General features: G+C 67.2%; 18 protein-coding genes. 12 read left to right on the plus strand and 6 right to left on the minus strand.

What is annotated here, in order from left to right:
- Position 1 precedes the first annotated feature (1 nt).
- Positions 2-1,267, plus strand: a complete 1,266-nt coding sequence (locus AADJ02_RS11210) for a glutamate-5-semialdehyde dehydrogenase (RefSeq protein ID WP_341213095.1) — start codon at positions 2-4, stop codon at positions 1,265-1,267.
- Here the strand turns inward: AADJ02_RS11210 and AADJ02_RS11215 are convergent, their stop codons facing one another.
- Positions 1,268-1,861 carry a histidine phosphotransferase family protein gene (locus AADJ02_RS11215; RefSeq protein WP_341213096.1) on the minus strand — a complete coding sequence of 198 codons (594 nt, stop codon included), beginning with the start codon at positions 1,859-1,861 and terminating at the stop codon, positions 1,268-1,270.
- 30 nt (positions 1,862-1,891) lie between these two features.
- Between AADJ02_RS11215 and AADJ02_RS11220 the strand changes: the two genes are divergently transcribed.
- The 3 genes from AADJ02_RS11220 (at position 1,892) to AADJ02_RS11230 (ending at position 3,872) form a co-directional block, all read left to right on the plus strand.
- Positions 1,892-2,077, plus strand: a complete 186-nt coding sequence (locus tag AADJ02_RS11220) for a DUF3553 domain-containing protein (protein WP_341213097.1) — start codon at positions 1,892-1,894, stop codon at positions 2,075-2,077.
- A gap of 158 nt (positions 2,078-2,235) precedes the next feature.
- Positions 2,236-2,997: a GNAT family N-acyltransferase gene (locus AADJ02_RS11225; protein ID WP_341213098.1), complete on the plus strand. Its 762-nt coding sequence runs from the start codon at positions 2,236-2,238 to the stop codon at positions 2,995-2,997.
- Positions 2,994-3,872: a lysophospholipid acyltransferase family protein gene (locus AADJ02_RS11230; protein WP_341213099.1), complete on the plus strand. Its 879-nt coding sequence runs from the start codon at positions 2,994-2,996 to the stop codon at positions 3,870-3,872. Before AADJ02_RS11225 ends, AADJ02_RS11230 begins: the two co-directional genes overlap by 4 nt.
- Here AADJ02_RS11230 and AADJ02_RS11235 read toward each other — a convergent pair.
- Together AADJ02_RS11235 and AADJ02_RS11240 are read right to left on the minus strand one after the other, a co-directional pair.
- The gene (locus AADJ02_RS11235) at positions 3,848-4,474 is read right to left on the minus strand and encodes a thiamine phosphate synthase (RefSeq protein ID WP_341213100.1); all 627 of its coding nucleotides are present in this window, start codon (positions 4,472-4,474) and stop codon (positions 3,848-3,850) included. The genes AADJ02_RS11230 and AADJ02_RS11235 overlap by 25 nt on opposite strands.
- 52 nt (positions 4,475-4,526) lie before the next feature.
- The gene (locus tag AADJ02_RS11240; RefSeq protein WP_341213101.1) at positions 4,527-4,856 is read right to left on the minus strand and encodes a TfoX/Sxy family protein; all 330 of its coding nucleotides are present in this window, start codon (positions 4,854-4,856) and stop codon (positions 4,527-4,529) included.
- A 75-nt stretch (positions 4,857-4,931) separates the two neighbouring features.
- Here AADJ02_RS11240 and AADJ02_RS11245 point away from each other — a divergent pair, with 75 nt between their 5' ends.
- The 3 genes from AADJ02_RS11245 to AADJ02_RS11255 all read left to right on the plus strand — a co-directional run bounded on the left by AADJ02_RS11245 (position 4,932) and on the right by AADJ02_RS11255 (position 8,400).
- Positions 4,932-5,675 (plus strand): RNA methyltransferase, encoded by a 744-nt coding sequence (locus tag AADJ02_RS11245; protein ID WP_341213102.1) that lies wholly within the window; start codon positions 4,932-4,934, stop codon positions 5,673-5,675.
- A 101-nt stretch (positions 5,676-5,776) separates the two neighbouring features.
- Complete coding sequence (gene ctaA, locus AADJ02_RS11250) at positions 5,777-6,934, plus strand: heme A synthase (RefSeq protein ID WP_341213103.1); 1,158 nt, start codon at positions 5,777-5,779, stop codon at positions 6,932-6,934.
- Positions 6,931-8,400 carry a carboxypeptidase M32 gene (locus AADJ02_RS11255; RefSeq protein ID WP_341213104.1) on the plus strand — a complete coding sequence of 490 codons (1,470 nt, stop codon included), beginning with the start codon at positions 6,931-6,933 and terminating at the stop codon, positions 8,398-8,400. Before ctaA ends, AADJ02_RS11255 begins: the two co-directional genes overlap by 4 nt.
- A 59-nt stretch (positions 8,401-8,459) precedes the next feature.
- Here AADJ02_RS11255 and bmt read toward each other — a convergent pair whose 3' ends face one another.
- The 3 genes from bmt to AADJ02_RS11270 form a co-directional block, all read right to left on the minus strand.
- On the minus strand, positions 8,460-9,473 hold the full coding sequence (gene bmt, locus AADJ02_RS11260) for a betaine--homocysteine S-methyltransferase (RefSeq protein WP_341213105.1): 1,014 nt from the start codon (positions 9,471-9,473) through the stop codon (positions 8,460-8,462).
- The gene (locus AADJ02_RS11265) at positions 9,436-11,430 is read right to left on the minus strand and encodes a phosphatidylglycerol lysyltransferase domain-containing protein (protein ID WP_341213106.1); all 1,995 of its coding nucleotides are present in this window, start codon (positions 11,428-11,430) and stop codon (positions 9,436-9,438) included. Before AADJ02_RS11265 ends, bmt begins: the two co-directional genes overlap by 38 nt.
- Positions 11,431-11,576: 146 nt before the next feature.
- On the minus strand, positions 11,577-11,891 hold the full coding sequence (locus tag AADJ02_RS11270) for a DUF1476 domain-containing protein (RefSeq protein WP_341213107.1): 315 nt from the start codon (positions 11,889-11,891) through the stop codon (positions 11,577-11,579).
- 179 nt (positions 11,892-12,070) lie between these two features.
- On the opposite strand from AADJ02_RS11270, the gene purC reads away from it, so the two are divergent.
- The 5 genes from purC (at position 12,071) to AADJ02_RS11295 (ending at position 17,196) form a co-directional block, all read left to right on the plus strand.
- Positions 12,071-12,832 carry a phosphoribosylaminoimidazolesuccinocarboxamide synthase gene (purC, locus tag AADJ02_RS11275; RefSeq protein WP_021694222.1) on the plus strand — a complete coding sequence of 254 codons (762 nt, stop codon included), beginning with the start codon at positions 12,071-12,073 and terminating at the stop codon, positions 12,830-12,832.
- A gap of 54 nt (positions 12,833-12,886) precedes the next feature.
- A complete protein-coding gene (gene purS, locus AADJ02_RS11280; protein ID WP_341213108.1) occupies positions 12,887-13,126 on the plus strand; it encodes a phosphoribosylformylglycinamidine synthase subunit PurS in 240 nt (79 codons plus the stop codon).
- Positions 13,127-13,353: 227 nt separating this feature from the next.
- Positions 13,354-14,022 (plus strand): phosphoribosylformylglycinamidine synthase subunit PurQ, encoded by a 669-nt coding sequence (gene purQ / locus AADJ02_RS11285; protein WP_341213109.1) that lies wholly within the window; start codon positions 13,354-13,356, stop codon positions 14,020-14,022.
- Positions 14,023-14,103: 81 nt separating this feature from the next.
- On the plus strand, positions 14,104-15,852 hold the full coding sequence (locus tag AADJ02_RS11290) for an ATP-binding protein (protein WP_341213110.1): 1,749 nt from the start codon (positions 14,104-14,106) through the stop codon (positions 15,850-15,852).
- A 9-nt stretch (positions 15,853-15,861) separates the two neighbouring features.
- Entirely contained in the window at positions 15,862-17,196 is a 1,335-nt protein-coding gene (locus AADJ02_RS11295) for a sigma-54 dependent transcriptional regulator (protein ID WP_341213111.1), read from the plus strand.
- The last annotated feature ends 27 nt before the right edge of the window (positions 17,197-17,223 follow it).

The raw sequence follows: 17,223 nt of genomic DNA on the forward strand, positions 1-17,223 counted from the left end.
CATGACCGATCACACCGATATTCCCGCCCTGATGCAGAACATCGGCGAGCGCGCCCGCGCCGCCGCCGCCGAGCTCGCCTTTGCCAAGCCCGAGGCCAAGAAGACCGCTCTTGAGGCCGCCGCCGAAGAGGTGCTGCGCCGCCGCGAAGAGATCAAGGAGGCCAATGCCAAGGATCAGGCCTTTGCCACCGAAAAGGGCATCAGCCCGGCGATGATGGATCGACTGAAGCTCGACGACGACCGCATCCAGTCGATCGTCGATGGCCTGCGCGCCATCGCGGGACAGGACGATCCGGTGGGCGCGGTGTTGACCGAATGGGACATGCCCTCGGGTCTCAACATCCGCCGTGTGCGCACGCCCCTCGGCGTGGTCGGTGTGATCTATGAAAGCCGTCCCAACGTAACCGCCGACGCGGGCGCGCTGTGCCTCAAGGCGGGCAACGCGGTCATTCTGCGGGGGGGGTCCGAGGGTCTGAACTCCTCGACGATCCTGACCGAGTGCCTGAAGACCGGCCTTGAAAAGGCTGGTCTGCCGGTGGACGCGATCCAGCTGGTCCCGACCCGCGATCGCGCCGCCGTCTCCGAAATGCTGAAGGCCACCGAATATATCGACGTGATCGTGCCGCGTGGTGGCAAAGGTCTCGTGGGGCTGGTGCAGCGTGAAGCGCGCGTGCCGGTCTTTGCTCACCTCGAAGGCATCGTGCATATCTATGTCGACAAGGATGCCGACCCCAAGAAGGCGCTCGAGGTCGTGCTCAACGCCAAGACCCGCCGCACCGGTATCTGCGGCGCCGCCGAGTGCCTGTTGGTGCACGAGGACCTCGCCGACAGCCTTGGCCGCGACATCGTCACGGCCTTGGTCAAGGCTGGCGTGAATGTTCATGCGGCACCCGAATTCCAGAGCGTCGAGGGCACCACGCCCGCGACCGAGGATGACTGGGGCCGCGAATATCTCGATATGGACATCGCCGCCAAGACCGTGCGGGACGTCGACGGCGCGATCGAGCATATCCGCGCCTATAGCTCGAACCACACCGACGGCATCCTGACCGAGGACAAGGCCACCGCCGAGCGGTTCTTCGAGCGGGTCGACAGCGCCATCCTCGTGCACAACGCCTCGACCCAGTTCGCCGACGGTGGAGAGTTTGGCATGGGCGCCGAAATCGGCATCGCCACCGGCAAGATGCACGCGCGTGGCCCTGTGGGGGCCGAACAGCTGACCAGCTTCAAATACCTCGTCGTCGGTGACGGCGCGGTCCGGAGCTGATCAAAGCGCGATATCAATCCCGTGCTCGCCCGTCTCGATCCTGATCGGGCGGGCATGGTGCCGAAGCAAGGCCGCCGCGACCGCGAATTGCGCGTTAGCCGGTCTGGTTTCGGCGGTGACATCGAGGTGGCGGAGCAGATCCCAGACCTCCGCGTCGATCCGAAGCCGTGGGCCCCGGCCGCGGACCGCAAGCCTATCGGCCTGCCCATCGACGGTGATCGTGCCGCCATAAGGCAAGGCCGCCTCCACGCAGGCACAGAGCAGCAAGGCCAGTTTCACCCGCTCGCGCGTCAGATCCTCGGCAACCTCCCAAGCGAATTGCAAGCGACCGCTGCGTGACAGCGCGTCGAGCAACGAGACGATCTCGTTGCGACCGACGATGTGGCTCGAGGAGGCCGCGCCATAAGCGAGGCGGAAAAAACGGATGCGGGCGAGGGCGCTTTCGACACTGTCGGAGATCAGCGTCAGCTCGGGTCCGGGCGGGGCGGTCATCGCCAACAGCTCCACCCCATTGCCGATAGCGCTCAGCGGGCTGATAAGGTCGTGGCACAGGCGCGATGCGATCAGCGCCCCAAGATCCGGATCGTTGGTCATGACGTGTCCCCAAGACAGCAGGAGGCCGCGATGGCCGATTTGAATTCCATCCTCACGCCAGGCATGATCGTGCGCCATCCCGACCGCCCCGAATGGGGCAATGGACAGGTCCAGTCCAACATTGGGGGCCGCATCACGGTGAATTTTCGCGAGGAGGGCAAGGTGGTGCTCGATGGGTCCAAGGTCGCGCTCGTCCTCGTTTCGGCCACTGACTGATTGCAACCCACGGTAGCGGTGCATCGCTACCTGTCAACGCATGAGTGATGCAGGCGCGGCTCTGTTGCCAAGTGGGGCCGCCCCGCCTAGAACCCCGTTGCAACCCCCGATCCGGAGACCGCCCGCATGGCGCCTGAGCCGCGTTCGACCCGACGCCGATGATCGTGTCCTCCCCTGTCCTGTCGGTGCGGCTTGCCCGTGACGCGGCCGAGCGTGCCGAGGCTGAGCGGCTGCGCTATGATATCTTCGTGCGCGAACTGGGTGGCGACGGCGATATGGTCGATCACGCGCAGGGCCGCGAGCGGGACCGTTTCGACGCGGTGACCGAGCAGTTGCTTCTGATCGACGAGGCGCGGCCCGAAGGCGCGCGCATCGTCGGGCTCTACCGCTTGCTCGACGACGAGGGGGCCGGGCAAATAGGGCAGTTCTATACCGAGGACGAGTTCGACCTCGCGCCGCTCAAGGCCTCGGGGCGGCGGCTTCTGGAACTGGGACGCTCCTGCCTGCACCGCGACTATCGCGGCGGCACGGCGATGTTTCGGCTGTGGCAGGGGCTGGCCGCTCATATCGAGGCGCGCGGCATCGAAATCCTGTTCGGCACCGCCTCGTTCCACGGGGCCGATCCGCGCCTGCATGAAGCGCCGCTGGCGCTCTTGGGCCGCGATCACCTTGCTCCGCCCGAATTGCGGGTGACGAGCCGACAGGCCGACCATGCCAAGATGCCGGTGGTCGCGGATCTCGACCGGGCCGCTGCGATGCGGGTGATGCCGCCGCTGATCAAGGCCTATCTGCGGATCGGCGGCCGGGTCGGACAGGGCGTGTTCTCCGACGGGGCCTTCAACACCACGGATGTCTGCATGATCCTCGACATGGACATGGCCCACGCGGGTCAGCGCGCACGCTACGGCGCGCGCGGATGAGTAGCACGCCAGAACGGCTCACCTGGCACGGCGTCGAACCTGCGCCTTGGGACGGGCCCGACCTTCTTGGCTGGCTGCGCGTTGCGTGGCGCGGGCCGCTGCTGGGGGTGGTCATGCTGGTGGCGCTTGGCATCTCGCTGGCGCTGCGGCCGCTGGAGCGGCGGATTTGGGGGCTGAGCCGTCCGGTCACCTCGCGCATTACCCAAGGGGCCTGTCGCGCCGCTTTGGCGATCCTGGGGCTGCGACTGCGCCTCACGGGACGTCCGATGGAGGGGCACGGGGCGATGGTGGCGAACCATGCGTCCTGGCTCGACATCTTCGCGCTCAACGCCCGTGCCTCGGTCTATTTCGTCTCCAAAGCCGAGGTGGCGGGCTGGCCCGGCATCGGTTGGCTGGCGCGCGCCACCGGCACCGTCTTCATCCGCCGCGAGCGGCGCGAAGCTGCAGCACAGGTGCGCATGATGCGGGCGCGTCTGGCCGATGGTCATCGGCTGGTGTTCTTTCCAGAAGGCACTTCCACCGATGGGCGGCGGGTGCTGCCCTTCAAGGCCACGCTCTTCGCGGCCTTCCTGTCACCCGATCAGCCTGATCTCGAGATCCAGCCGGTGAGCGTGGTCTATCGCGCGCCCGAGGGGGCCGAGCCGCGGTTCTATGGCTGGTGGGGGGATATGGAGTTCGGGCCGCACATGCTGCGGATGCTGGCGGCGCGACGGCATGGGCGGATCGACGTGATCTATCACCCGGCTCTGAAGGTCGCCGATCACCCCGATCGCAAGGCTCTGGCCCGCGAGTTGGAGGCGAGGGTGCGCGCCGGGCTGGAAAGCGCCGGCGCGCTGGACGAGGCGGGGTCTCAGCCGGTCATGGCCGAGGCGTAGCGGCGCAGCGTCTCCGCCGCGTCGGCCTCGCGCCAGATCTCGTCGCCGATCCCGAAGAAATCGGCATGTGGCGCGAGACGCCGTACCAGATCGAGATCGAGGGCACCTTCGGCCACGACCGGCACCTCGATCATCATCGACCACCACTCGAACAGCTCGGCCTCGGCCTGCGGCGTGGTGCCCAGATCGGTCGCCCCGGTCGGCCCGAAGGAGATGTAATCCGCCCCCAGTTCTCCAGCGGTCATGCCGTCGTGGCGTGAATTGCCGCAAAAGGCGCCGATGATCGCGTCGTCGCCCAACTCCTTGCGCGTGGCACGGACCGAACGCGAACCGTCGGTAAGATGCACGCCGTCGAGCCCGAGGCGGGTCACGAGCTTGGCGTGGCTGTCGATCACCAACGCCACGTCGCGGGCGATCGTGGTCTCGCGCAGCGCATCGACGGCGCGGCTGATGCGGTCCTCGTCGCGCGTGGCCAGCCCGAGGCGCACGCAGGCGACCTCCGTGGCATCGAGGCAGGCGGCGAGCCGATCGGGAAATTCCGACAGTTCGAATTCGGGCGGGGTGACGAGATAGATTTGCGGCGCGTCGTCTTGGTCGCTCATGAGGGCCTCCTGCACTTCGAGGCCGCCCTATATCGGGGATCGCGGGGCTTGGCTACTTCGCAGGCAGGCTTTCGGCATGTGCGAAGGCAAGCGCCATCAGCGTCCCCCTCAGATCGTCGTCGGCCATGGCCTCTTCGTCGGCTGCGACCATGCCACCCATCGGCTTGCCGGTGAACTCCATCGGCCCGGTGCCGGGGATCTCCATCGCCTCGTCGATGCGATCGCGGCCGACGCGGAACATGGCGCCGTGCGATGTGACGCCGCACAGCATGTTGCCGTAGAGCATGAAGGCAAGGCCACCAAACATCTTCTTCTCCATGATGCCGGGCCGCCCCTCCAGATCGCCGCGCATCAGCTCCGCCAACCCCTCGTCATAGGCCATGACCACCGCTCCTTGTCCTCGCTGCCCCCCGAGGCTACACCGCCGCGCATCCTTCCGCCTAGCCCCGGGACCACCATGACCGACCCCAAGCCTCAGCCCGCCTTTGTCCTGATCCGCCCGCAGATGGGCGAGAACATCGGCGCGGCAGCGCGCGCGATGTGGAACTTCGGCCTCGACAAGATGCGTGTCGTGGCTCCGCGCGACGGCTGGCCGCAGGAGCGGGCCGTGGCGCTGGCCTCCGGGGCCGGGCGCCTGCTCGACGAGGCGATGCTCGCGGGCGACACGGCCGAAGCGGTCTCCGACTGCACCTTCGTCTATGCCACCACGGCGCGGCCCCGTGGCCTCACCAAGGAGGTGATGACGCCGGAGGCCGCGATGCGCGACGCCGCCGCGCGCATCGCCCAAGGCCAGAAGGTCGCCGTGATGTTCGGGCCCGAGCGCGCCGGCATGGAAAACGACGATATCGCGCGCGCCAATGTCATTGTCTCGGTCCCGGTGAACCCCGAGTTCGCCTCGCTCAACCTCGGGCAATGCGTGCTGCTCATGGGCTATGAATGGCGCCGTGCCTCGAGCGAAGTGCCCGATAGCCGCATCGAGATGGCCGGGGCCGAGTGGGCGCAGGCGCATGAGGTCGAGAAGCTCGCTGAGCATTACGAGGAGCGGCTCGAAGAGGCGGGGTTCTATTTCCCCGATCACAAGGCTGCCCACATGAAGCAGACCATGCGCAACCTGTGGAGCCGCATGCCGCTGACGCGCTCGGACGTGCAGACGCTGCACGGGGTGATGCGACAGATGGTCCGCTGGAAGGAACGCGGCTGAAGGCCTAGCCCTTCGCACGTTTCAAGTCGATGCAATGGCGGGTGTTGTCGCCCGCAGGGCGCGCGCCTAGTCTGCGCGCCGATCAGACCGGAGGCCCCGACATGGCGAAACAGGCGGAAAAGCGACCCCGCTCCATCTTCGAGGAGGTGGGCACAACCCGGAGACTAGCCGCCACCCCCGGCGGCATCGATCGCGGCCGCGCCGATGCGCGTCGCGGTCTGCGGATCTGGCTCGGCATCCTCTTCGTGCTCGTCGCGGCCATCGTCTTCGTCGGCGGCATGACGCGGCTGACCGACAGCGGGCTGTCGATCACCGAGTGGAACCCGGTCTCGGGTGCCATCCCGCCGCTCTCGGCCGCCGACTGGGACGTCGAATTCGCCAACTACAAGGCCAGCCCGCAGTACGAGCTGATGAATCAGGGCATGGAAATGTCCGAGTTCAAGCGGATCTTCTGGTGGGAATGGGGGCACCGGCAGCTTGGCCGCACCATCGGCCTCGTCTGGGCGCTGGGCTTCTTGGGATTCCTCGTGACCAAACGTATCCCCACGGGCTTCACGACCCGCTTTCTGGGTTTGGGCTCGCTGATCGGAGTGCAGGGGGCCGTCGGCTGGTGGATGGTCCACAGCGGGCTGCAGGACGGCATGGTCACCGTCGCCTCCTACCGCCTCGCCACGCATCTCGGCCTCGCCTTCGCGATTCTCGGGTTGATCACCTGGTTCTTTCTGCGGCTCAAGCGCCGCGAGGTCGATCTGCTGCAGGCCCGCCGCTCGGCCGAGCGCAAGCTCTGGGGCGGCATGACCGGGCTGATGCATCTGGGCTTCGTGCAGATCATCCTCGGCGCACTGGTGGCGGGCATCGACGCGGGCCGCGCCTTTCCGACCTGGCCGCTGATGGGCGACAGCTTTTTGCCGCCCGATCCGTTCCAGCTCGAGCCGATCTGGCGCAACTTCTTCGAGGATGCGGGGCTGGTGCAGTTCATCCACCGCATGTCAGGCTATCTGCTGATGATCCTCGGCGTCGTCGTCTGGTTCCGGGGCAGCCGCTCGCCGCATCCGACGACACGATTTGCCGTGAATGCCGTTCTGGCGATGCTGCTGGTGCAGATGGGGCTCGGCATCGTCACGGTGCTTTACGGCGCGCCGCTGCATGCCGCGATCACGCACCAGCTTGGCGCGGTGTTGCTGTGGGTGCTGATCCTGCGCGCCCGCTTTCTCGCCCGCTACCCCTATGTCCAGTCGCTCAGAAAGCTCCGTAAATGACCGCATATGACGATCTGATGGTGCATGCGCGCGACACCGAGGCGCTGGCGCAGGTCGCGGGCCGTCTGGGGTGGGATCAGGAAACCATGATGCCGCGCGGGGCCGCCGAGCAACGCGGCGAGGAATCGGCGGCGATGGAGGGCGTGCTGCACGCGCGCCGCACCGATCCGCGCATCGGCGACTGGTTGGCACAGGCTGCGGCCACGGATGACGTCGGCGCCGCCAATCTGCGCGAGATTCGCCGCAGCTATGAGCGGTCGCGCAAGGTGCCGGGCAAGCTCGCCGCCGAGATCGCGCGCGTGACATCGGTGGCGCAGGGCGTCTGGGCACAGGCCCGCGCCGATGAAGACGTGGCGGCTTTCCTGCCGACCTTGGCGCGCGTCGTGGCCCTGCGGCAGGAGGAGGGGGCGGCGCTGGCCTCTGGCGGCGATGTCTATGACGCGCTGCTCGACGATTATGAGCCGGAGGCCAAGGCCGCCGAGCTGAGCGACATGTTCGGTGCGCTGCGCCCGCGTCTCGTGGCGTTGCGTGAGGCGATCCTTGCCGGGCCCCAGCCCGAACCCCTCTCGGGCTGCTTCGACGAGGCGGCGCAGCTGGCGCTGTCACGCGAGTTGGCCGCAGCCTTCGGCTATGACATGTCGCGCGGGCGTATCGACAAGGCGGTGCATCCGTTCTGCTCGGGCTCGGGCAACGACGTGCGGGTAACGACGCGCACCGACGCGGCCGATCCGTTCAACTGCCTCTATTCGACGATCCACGAGGTCGGGCACGCCAGCTACGAGCAGAACGTCTCGCCCGATTACCTGCTGACCCCGATCGGGCGCGGCGTGTCGATGGGCGTGCACGAAAGCCAAAGCCGGATCTACGAGAACCAGCTTGCCCGATCGCCGGAGTTCGCGGGCTGGCTCATGGGGCGGATGCACGACCGGTTCGGCGATATCGGCATCACCAAGCCCGAGGAGTTCGCCCGCGCCGTGAACCGGGTGTCGAACGGTTATATCCGTACCGAATCCGACGAGGTGCAGTACAACCTGCACGTGCTGATGCGTTTCGATCTCGAACGCGCGCTGATCTCGGGCGATCTCGCCGTGGCGGATCTCGAGGCGGCGTGGAACGACCGCTTTGCCGCCGACTTCGGCTTTGCCGTGGACCGCCCATCGAACGGCTGTTTGCAGGACGTGCACTGGTCGGTGGGCCTCATGGGCTATTTCCCGACCTACAGCCTTGGCAACGTTTACGCGGGCTGCCTCTACCAGGCGCTGCGCGCCGCACGCCCCGGTCTCGACGCAGAGCTGGCGCGCGGCGATCTTGGGGGTGCGACCGGCTGGCTGCGCGAGAAGGTGCAACGCCACGGCGCGCTGCGCGGCCCGCGTGAGACGATCGAGGCCGCCTGCGGCTTTGCGCCCTCAGAGGCACCATTGCTCGATTACCTCGAGGCCAAGTTCGGCGCGCTCTACGATCTCTGAGCCGACGTCCAGCCACCAAAAAGCCCCGCAACCTTTCGGCTGCGGGGCTTTTTGATGTCTCAGCTCCGGCGGCGTCCGCGCCGGGCCGCGCGCTCGGGCCCCGCGCCGTCGGTGCCATCCGACGCCGAGGAGAACCCGCCGAGCCTCTCGACGATCCGCTCGAGCGTCGGGCGCTCTCCGACGGGCCGCGTCTCCAGCGCCTCGCGCATGGCGCGCAGATGCTCGGGCATGGTACCGCAGCAACCGCCGATGATCGTGGCCCCCGCATCGCGAGCGAGGCAGGCATAATCGGCCATTAGCTCGGGCGTGCCGTCATAGTGGATGTGGCCGTCTTGGTATTTCGGGATGCCCGCGTTGCCCTTGGCGATGATCGGTTGCTCGGGCCCGGCGGCGGTGAAGCCGAGGATTGTGCGCATCAGGTCCGACGCGCCGGTGCCGCAGTTGGCCCCGAAGGCGACGGGGGCATTGGGGATCTTGCCGACCATCTTGACCATGTCGGCGCTGGTCAGCCCCATCATGGTGCGGCCCGCGGTGTCGAAGCTCATGGTGCCGCACCACGGCATTCCCGCCTTGGCAAAGGCCTCGGCGGCGGCGCGAAACTCCTCACCGGCCGAGATCGTCTCGACCCAGAGCACGTCGGCGCCACCGGCTTTCAGGCCCTCGGCCTGCTCGTGGAACATCTCGACCGCGATCTCGTGCGTGAGGTTGCCCATCGGTGCCATGATATCGCCCGTCGGCCCGACCGAGCCCGCAACGATCACCGTGCGGCCCGCCTTGTCGGCAACCTCGCGGCCCAGCTCGGCGGCGGCCTTGTTGAGCTCGAACACCCGGTCTTGCGCCTGGTGCAGCTTGAGCCGCGAGGCGTTGCCGCCAAAGCTGTTGGTGAGAAACAGATCCGAACCCGCGTCGACCGCACCGGCGTAGAGCGCGCGGATCTTGTCCTGCTCGGTGACGTTCCACAGCTCGGGCGCGTCGCCCGAGCTCAGCCCCATGTTGAACAGGTTCGTCCCCGTGGCCCCGTCGGCCAGAAGCCAGTCACGTGTCTCGAGAAGTCGGGTAAGCGCGTCGGTCATTGGCGGGGCCTGTCTGGTCAGTGAGGCGCGGCGTGGCGCCGCGGAAGACCGGAAGCCGGATCGGCCGCCGGGCAGTGTCGCGGCCCTTCTGCACCGGACCGTCGCCGAATTCAATGTCGGGGATCGGCGGCTCTGCATCGAGCGGGGCGGGCGCATGCACGGCGCGGGCGATCTCGATCCCGGCGCGCAGTAGGCCGGCGCGGGTCGGGGCGGCGGCGTAAAGCGGCCGCCAGTTCGGTCCGAAGCCTCGTTTGAACTGCTCGAGACCCGCGCCACCGGGCCGGTTTGCCACCCGGCCGCAGACCCATTTCGGCATCCAGCCCGGCATCTGCGGCAGCGCGGCCAACGACAGCTGCGGCACCTGTGCGGCGCGCGCGGCCTCGATCGCGGCGAGGATCAGCGCCATCATCGTGCCGTCGGGGGCGGCGGACGTCTGTCGCATCAGGTCGAGGGTCCAGTCGCCCCGCCCCTGATGAAAGCTGGCAAAGGCCACCAGTTCGCCCTCGTGCCGAGCCAGCACGATGAACTGATGGATCAGCAGCTCGGGGCAGAACCGACCCATCGAAAAGCCGCGCTCGCCGCCCGAGCGCGCGGCCCAATCGGCGTGGATGCGTGCCATTTCGGCCAGTGGCAGGACCTGCGGCGCGCTGTCGATGGTCACGCCCGCCTTCTGGACGGATTTGAGCTTGCGGCGCAGGCTGCGGCAGGCGGGGCGATCAAGGCTCCAGCGGGACGTATCGATCACCGCCTCGGTGGCGATCCGTTCGACCGCCCAGCCGGCGTCGCGGGCGCGGATCGCCATTCGTGGCCCGCATTTGTAAATAGCCGTATTGAGACCGAGGCGGCCGGCATGGGCGCGCAGCGCGGCCAGATCGGGGCGCCCCAAAGGCTCGCCGATGGCGGCCAGGGTGCCGCCGGTGCGCCGCACCAGCCAACCGCTCTCGTGATCGCGCGACAGCAGGATCCGCGCGCCTTGCCAGACCAGACCCCATTCGGCCTGCGGCGCGCGCGCCAGAGCCTGATGCCGTGCTGCGCCTTCGGCCGACAACAGGCCGGGTCGCTTGTCGAGCGCCATGGGGCGGATCAGGGCCAGAAGCGCCAGCAGCGCCGGGATGGCGTGGTAGACGACGCGGTAGCCGATCATCGCGGCGATCAGGTCGGCCTCGGCCACCTGCGGCAGCAGCGCCAGCAGGCACAGCTCGAAGGCGCCGACGCCGCCGGGGCTCTGACTGGCGAGCCCGGCGCCCAGCGCCGCGAGATAAGCGAAGATCGCCGCCGAGGCCGGGATCTCGACGCCCGCGGGCAGCAGCAGCCACAGCACCGCGCCCGCCGCACAGGTGTCGATGGCGGTCCAAATGATTAGCCGGGGCAGGGTGCCCGCGCGCATCTGTGGCAGGCCGGGCAGGCTGGTGATCCGCGATACCCCCGCGATCACAGCGATCGCCAAAAGCGCCGCCAGCGCGGTGTGTCCGTCGAGCAGCAGCAGCGACAAGCCCGCCAGCACGCCCAGCGCCCCCATGAAGGAAACCGAAACCCAGAGCGACAGCCGCGTCGCCGTCCACAGGTCGCATTCGGGCAAGCTGCGCCAGCGCACCAGCGCACCGGTGAGGCTCCCGAAGCCCACGGTCTGCGCGATCGCCATGGCGCGCATCCCCGCCGCACGGGCGCGGGCGGGGGCGATGCCGGTGCCCATCGCGCGGTGCAGCACCACATCGTACTGCCCCAGCGCCCAGAGGCTCAGCCCGGTGCAGGCCAGCGCCCCGATCCACTGTTGCGGCGGCAGCGCCCGGAGCGCGGGCCAGACCGCGCCGAAATCGATGGTTTCGCAACGTCGCGCCAACAGCCACGCGCCAAGGCCCAGAGCCAGCAGGGGCAAGAGCCGCAGCGCGGTTCGCCCAAGGCTGAGGGAGAGGGACCGGGCGCCGCGCGGAGCGGGCTCAGGCGAGGATGCAGACATGGCGGCGGCTCCGGGTCAGAGGGCCGGGATTCTGCCGCGGCGGTGGGCCGGACAGTATCGGACATGGAATGAAAAACGGGTTTATACGGGAACGGCGGATGTCGTCCGGCAGGGCAACATCCCAAAGCCGGCCGCGGGTCGGAAGGTCAGCTTTCCTTTAGCAATTCCGATTTCGCGGCAACGGTGAACTCGGCCATCTTGTCACGGATGTCGTCGTCGCTCATCAAATGGCCGATGTCCCGACGCAGCTTGCGAAACACGTCGTCATCGCCCGCTTCTTCGAACTCGGCCTTGATGACCTCGCGGGTATACTCCGCGGCGGCCTCGCCCTCCTTGTCGAGCAGGCCAGCAGCCCAGAACCCGAGCATCCGGTTGCGCCGGGCTTCGGCGCGGAATTTCATTTCCGCATCATGCGCGAACTTCGCCTCGAAAGCGCGTTCTCTTTCATCGAAGGTGGTCATATGACTTGCCTTTCCACGCCCCCGTCCTAGGCCCACAGGATACGTCCCGCGACACCTTGCCCGCAAGGGGGGCTTGCACTATGAGGCCAGCAAGGCCGCGCCGCGCAGCTTTCCGGTCACGGAAACGTTGCGTCGCCCCGACATCCGGGGCCTTGGCGCGCGAACCCCGTGGAGAGCGCATGGCACGTCGCAAGAAGATTTACGAGGGCAAGGCGAAGATCCTCTATGAAGGCCCCGAGCCGGGAACGCTGGTCCAGTATTTCAAGGACGACGCGACCGCCTTCAACGCCGAGAAAAAGGCCGTGATCGAGGGCAAGGGCGTCCTGAACAACCGCCTGTCCGAATTCTTCATGACCGGCCTGCAGTCGATCGGGGTGCCCACGCACTTCATCAAGCGTCTCAACATGCGTGAGCAGTTGATTCGTCAGGTGGAAATCATTCCGCTCGAAGTCATCGTGCGCAACTTCGCAGCCGGCTCCATGGCCAAGCGTCTGGGCATGGAAGAAGGCGCGCCGCTGCCCCGTCCGATCATCGAGTTCTCCTACAAGGACGACAAACTCGGCGATCCGTTGGTGCCCGAGGAATACATCATCGCCTTCGGCTGGGCCTCGCAGCAGGATCTCGACGACATCGTGGCGCTGGCGCTGCGGGTCAACGACTTCATGTCGGGCGTCATGCACGGCGTCGGCATCAAGCTCGTCGATTTCAAGATCGAGATCGGTCGGATCTGGGACAACGATTTCCAGCGTCTTGTCGTGGCCGACGAGATCTCGCCCGACAGCTGCCGGCTGTGGGACATCGAGACCGGTCAGAAGCTCGACAAGGACGTGTTCCGCAAGGATCTCGGCAGCCTCACCGACGCCTATACCGAAGTGGCGCGGCGCTTGGGCGTGCTGCCCTCGAACGTGACCCATCGGCCGCGCCCGACGCTCATCAACTGAAGCGTCGGGTCGACCCGAGCGACTAGACAGATCGAAGAAGAAGGAGCGGCGCGCATGAAGGCTCGCGTGCAGGTGATGCTGAAGACCGGAGTTCTCGACCCCCAAGGCGAGGCGATCCGCCATGCGCTCGGCGCGCTCGGCTTCGATGGCGTCGAGGGTGTCCGTCAGGGCAAGGTGATCGAGTTGGACCTCGCCGGGACCGATGCGGCGTCCGCAGAGGCCCAAGTGACCGAGATGTGCGAGAAACTTCTCGCCAACACGGTGATCGAAAGCTACAAGATCGACCTGAGCTGAGGTCGCACGCCGCCTCTCGGGGCGGCGTTCGCGTCTTTGGGACAGGTTTCGCTTTCGGGCATCGCTCGGCCGTCTTCGGGGGGCCTGAGCACCGGGAGCGATGCGGCGGTGGTTGCAGGGGAGGGCACCACCGCCGACCTAAATCCCCACTGCGGGGGGCAACCGCCCCCGGTCTCCAATTATCCCATTTGCGGCCCCGCCGCCCCAGACCCCGAAGGATGCCCGCCATGAAGGCCGCCGTCATCGTCTTTCCCGGATCCAACTGCGACCGCGACATGGCCGTCGCCCTGCGCGCCGCCGGTGCCGAGGTCGAAATGGTCTGGCACAAGGATGCCGGGCTGCCACGCGGCGTCGATCTCGTCGCCGTGCCGGGCGGGTTCTCCTTTGGCGATTATCTGCGTTGCGGCGCCATCGCGGCGCAGTCGCCGGTGTGCCGCGCCGTGATCGAGCATGCGCAAAAGGGCGGCTACGTGCTCGGTGTCTGCAACGGCTTTCAGGTGCTGACCGAAACCGGCCTGCTGCCGGGCGCGCTGATGCGAAACGCCGGCATCCGCTTCGTGTGCAAGACGATCCCGCTTACCGTCGCCACCACCGAAAGCGATTTTACCCGCGCTTACGACAAGGGGGCCTCGCTGCAGATCCCGGTCGCCCATCACGACGGCAACTACTTCGTTGACCAGCCCTCGCTCGAGCGGCTGCGCGGCGAGGATCGGATCGCCTTTACCTATGGCGACAACCCTAACGGCTCGACCGGCGACATCGCGGGCGTGCTGTCCGACAACCGCCGCGTTCTTGGCATGATGCCGCACCCTGAGCGGGCGGTGGATGCAGGCCATGGCGGCACCGACGGGCGTGGGCTGTTCGACAGCCTCGTCGGCGCGCTGGTCTCGGCCTGAGCCGGTAGTCACGCCGCCCGTGATCGCGGCGTGATCTACCTCCGCTTGCCGCGCCGCGCGGCGCGGCGTAAACCCGAGCTTATGGCGAACGACACCTCCAGACCGCCCCGTCCGCGGCGCAGTTGGGCCCCGCGCATCGCGTTGGCGCTGTTCTGCCTTGCCGCGATGGCGGTGATCTGGGTGACGAACGTCCTGCTGACCGAGCGGTTTACCGAGGCCACACGCACCCGCACCGACGTGCGCCTCACGCTCTATGTCGGCAACCTGATTTCCGAATTGCAGCGCAACTCCATCGTGCCGCAGCTTTTGGCGCGCGACCCCGAGTTGATCGGGGCGCTGTCGTCCTCGGACTTCTCGCGCTCGACCCAGCGGCTGCTGTCCTTCGTCGACGAGATCGGTGCGGCGAGCCTCGTGCTTTATGACCGCGATGGGCGCATCGTGGCGGCCACCGATCGCAACCGATTGGGAGAGTCGCACCGCGGCGCGCCCTACTTCGTCGATGCGATGCGCGCGAACTCGACCATCTTCACGATCTTCCAGCGGCCCACGGGCGGCTATTCCTTTCTGTATTCGCGCAAGGTGGACGCCAATGGCGCGGCGCTGGGGGTGATTTCGGTCGAGGTCGATCTCGCCAAGCTCGAGCGCAGCTGGGCGGGCACCTCGGATGCGGTGCTCGTCACCAACAGCACCGGCGAGATCATCCTGTCGACCGAACCGCGCTGGCGCGGCCTGCCCGAGAGCGAGGCGCTGGAACGCCAGTCGGCCCCTTCGGCGATCGAGCGCGCCTTTCTCGCCACCGACTGGACCGCGCTTCCGATCGACGCCTACCTGCGCGGCGAGGCGGTTATGCGGCGCGAGCTGCGGGTGCCGTTCCAAGGCTGGAAGATGGTCACCTTCACCGCCTACACGAGCGTGCGCGAGCGGGTGAATGGGGTGCTGGCGCTCGAGATCATGGGATTTGCCATGCTGTTGGCGCTGACCTTCTGGATCAGCTCGCGCAAATCCGCTTCGCGTCTTTTGCTGGTGCGCCGCGAAAGCGACCAGCTGCGGCGGCTCAACATGCGGCTGCAGCGCGAGATCGCGCAGCGCCAGCAGGTCGAGCGCAACCTCGAGAGCGCCGAGCAGACCATCGCGCAGAGTTCCAAGCTCGCGGTGCTGGGCGAGATGTCGGCCAGCGTCAGCCACGAGCTGAACCAGCCGCTGGCGGCGATGAAGACCTATCTCGCGGGGGCGCGGCTTTTGCTGCAGCGTCGCCGCCCCGAAGAGGCGCTGTCCTCGTTCCAACGCATCGACGATCTGATCGACCGGATGGGCGCGATCACCCGACAGCTCAAATCCTATGCCCGTAAGGGCAACCAGGCATTCGAGCCGGTAGACGCCCGCGCGGCCCTGTCTTCGGCGCTCGCCATGATGGAGCCGCAGCTCAAGACGCGCTCGGTCGCGATCAATCGGACGTTGCCGTCCGGACCTGCTATGATCCTCGGCGATCGGTTGCGTTTCGAGCAGGTGATCATCAATCTGCTGCGCAATGCGCTCGATGCGACCAAGGAGGCGCGCGATCCGCGCGTCGACATCACGCTCACGGTCGAGGACGCGGTTGTCCTCACCGTGCACGACAACGGCCCGGGCATCGAGGATCTCGATGCGCTGTTCGAGCCGTTCTATACGACCAAAGCGCCCGGCGACGGTGTCGGACTGGGCCTCGCGATCTCCTCGGGGATCGTGAACGATCTCGGCGGACGGCTGACCGCGCGGAACGCATCCGGCGGCGGGGCTGTTTTCGAAGTGCAGTTGCCTATCTTGGAAGAAGAAATGGCTGCGGCGGAATAGGGGGCTCACATGAGCAAGACCATGAAGGTCGCCATCGTCGATGACGAAAAGGACATGCGACAGTCGATCAGCCAATGGCTGGCGCTGTCGGGCTTCGATACCGAAAGCTATGCCAGCGCCGAAGAGGCGCTCAAGGGGCTAACGGCGGATTATCCCGGCATCGTGGTGAGCGACATCCGCATGCCCGGCATGGACGGGATGCAGTTCCTGCGAAAGCTCAAGAGCGTAGACAGCACGCTTCCGGTCATCATGATCACCGGCCACGGCGACGTCCCGATGGCGGTCGAGGCGATGCGGATCGGGGCGTTCGACTTTCTCGAAAAGCCGTTCAACCCCGACCGGATGACCGAGCTGGCCAAGAAGGCCAGCAACGCGCGCCGCCTCGTGCTCGACAACCGCGCACTCCGGCGCGAGCTGTCGGACGGCTCCGCGCTGATGAACAAGCTGATAGGCTCCTCGCCGGTGATGGAGCGGCTCAAGGAGGATATCCTCGATCTGGGTCAGGCCGATGGCCACGTGCTCATTGAGGGCGAAACCGGCACCGGCAAGACGCTCGTGGCGCATGCGCTGCACGCGGTGGGCGCGCGGGCTTCCAAGAAGTTCGTGCTGATCTCCTGCTCGGCCTATGACGAGGACCGGCTCGGAGCGCGGCTCTTTGGCCCGGCGGCCGAGGACGAGCCGATCCCGGCGCTCGAAGAGGCGCGCGGCGGTACGCTCGTGCTCGAGGACATCGAGGCGCTGTCGAGCGCCATGCAGGCACGTCTGCTGACCGCGATCAACGATCAGGGCATGCCGTCGGAGACCCGCATTGTCGGGATCTGCAACCTGCAGGACGAGGGCAAGACCTGCGAAAGTGTGCTGCGGCCCGATCTCTATTATCGCCTCGCTGCGCTGCGCATCATCGTACCGCCGCTGCGCCAGCGCGGCGAGGACATCCTGTCGCTGTTCACCCGGCTTTCCGAGCAGTTCGCCGACGAATATGGCTGCGACGCGCCCGAGGTCAGCGCGCAGGAGGCCGCGCAGCTGTTGCAGGCGCCATGGCCCGGCAACGTGCGCCAGCTCATCAACGTGGCCGAGCGCGCGGTGCTGCAGAACCGGCGCGGCTCGGGCTCCATCGCCTCGCTGCTGATGACCGATGGCGACGAGCAGAGCGATCAGGCGATGACCACCGAGGGCAAGCCGCTCAAGGAGTTCGTCGAAGCTTTTGAACGGATGCTGATCGACAACACGATGCGCCGCCACAAGGGCTCGATCGTGGCTGTGATGGACGAGCTGTGCCTGCCGCGCCGGACGCTCAACGAGAAGATGGCCAAATACGGGCTGCAACGCTCGGATTACCTCTGAATAGAGGGACTTTGACGGAAGGTTGGG

The organism is uncultured Limimaricola sp. (assembly GCF_964022235.1).
Taxonomy (GTDB): Bacteria; Pseudomonadota; Alphaproteobacteria; order Rhodobacterales; family Rhodobacteraceae; genus Limimaricola.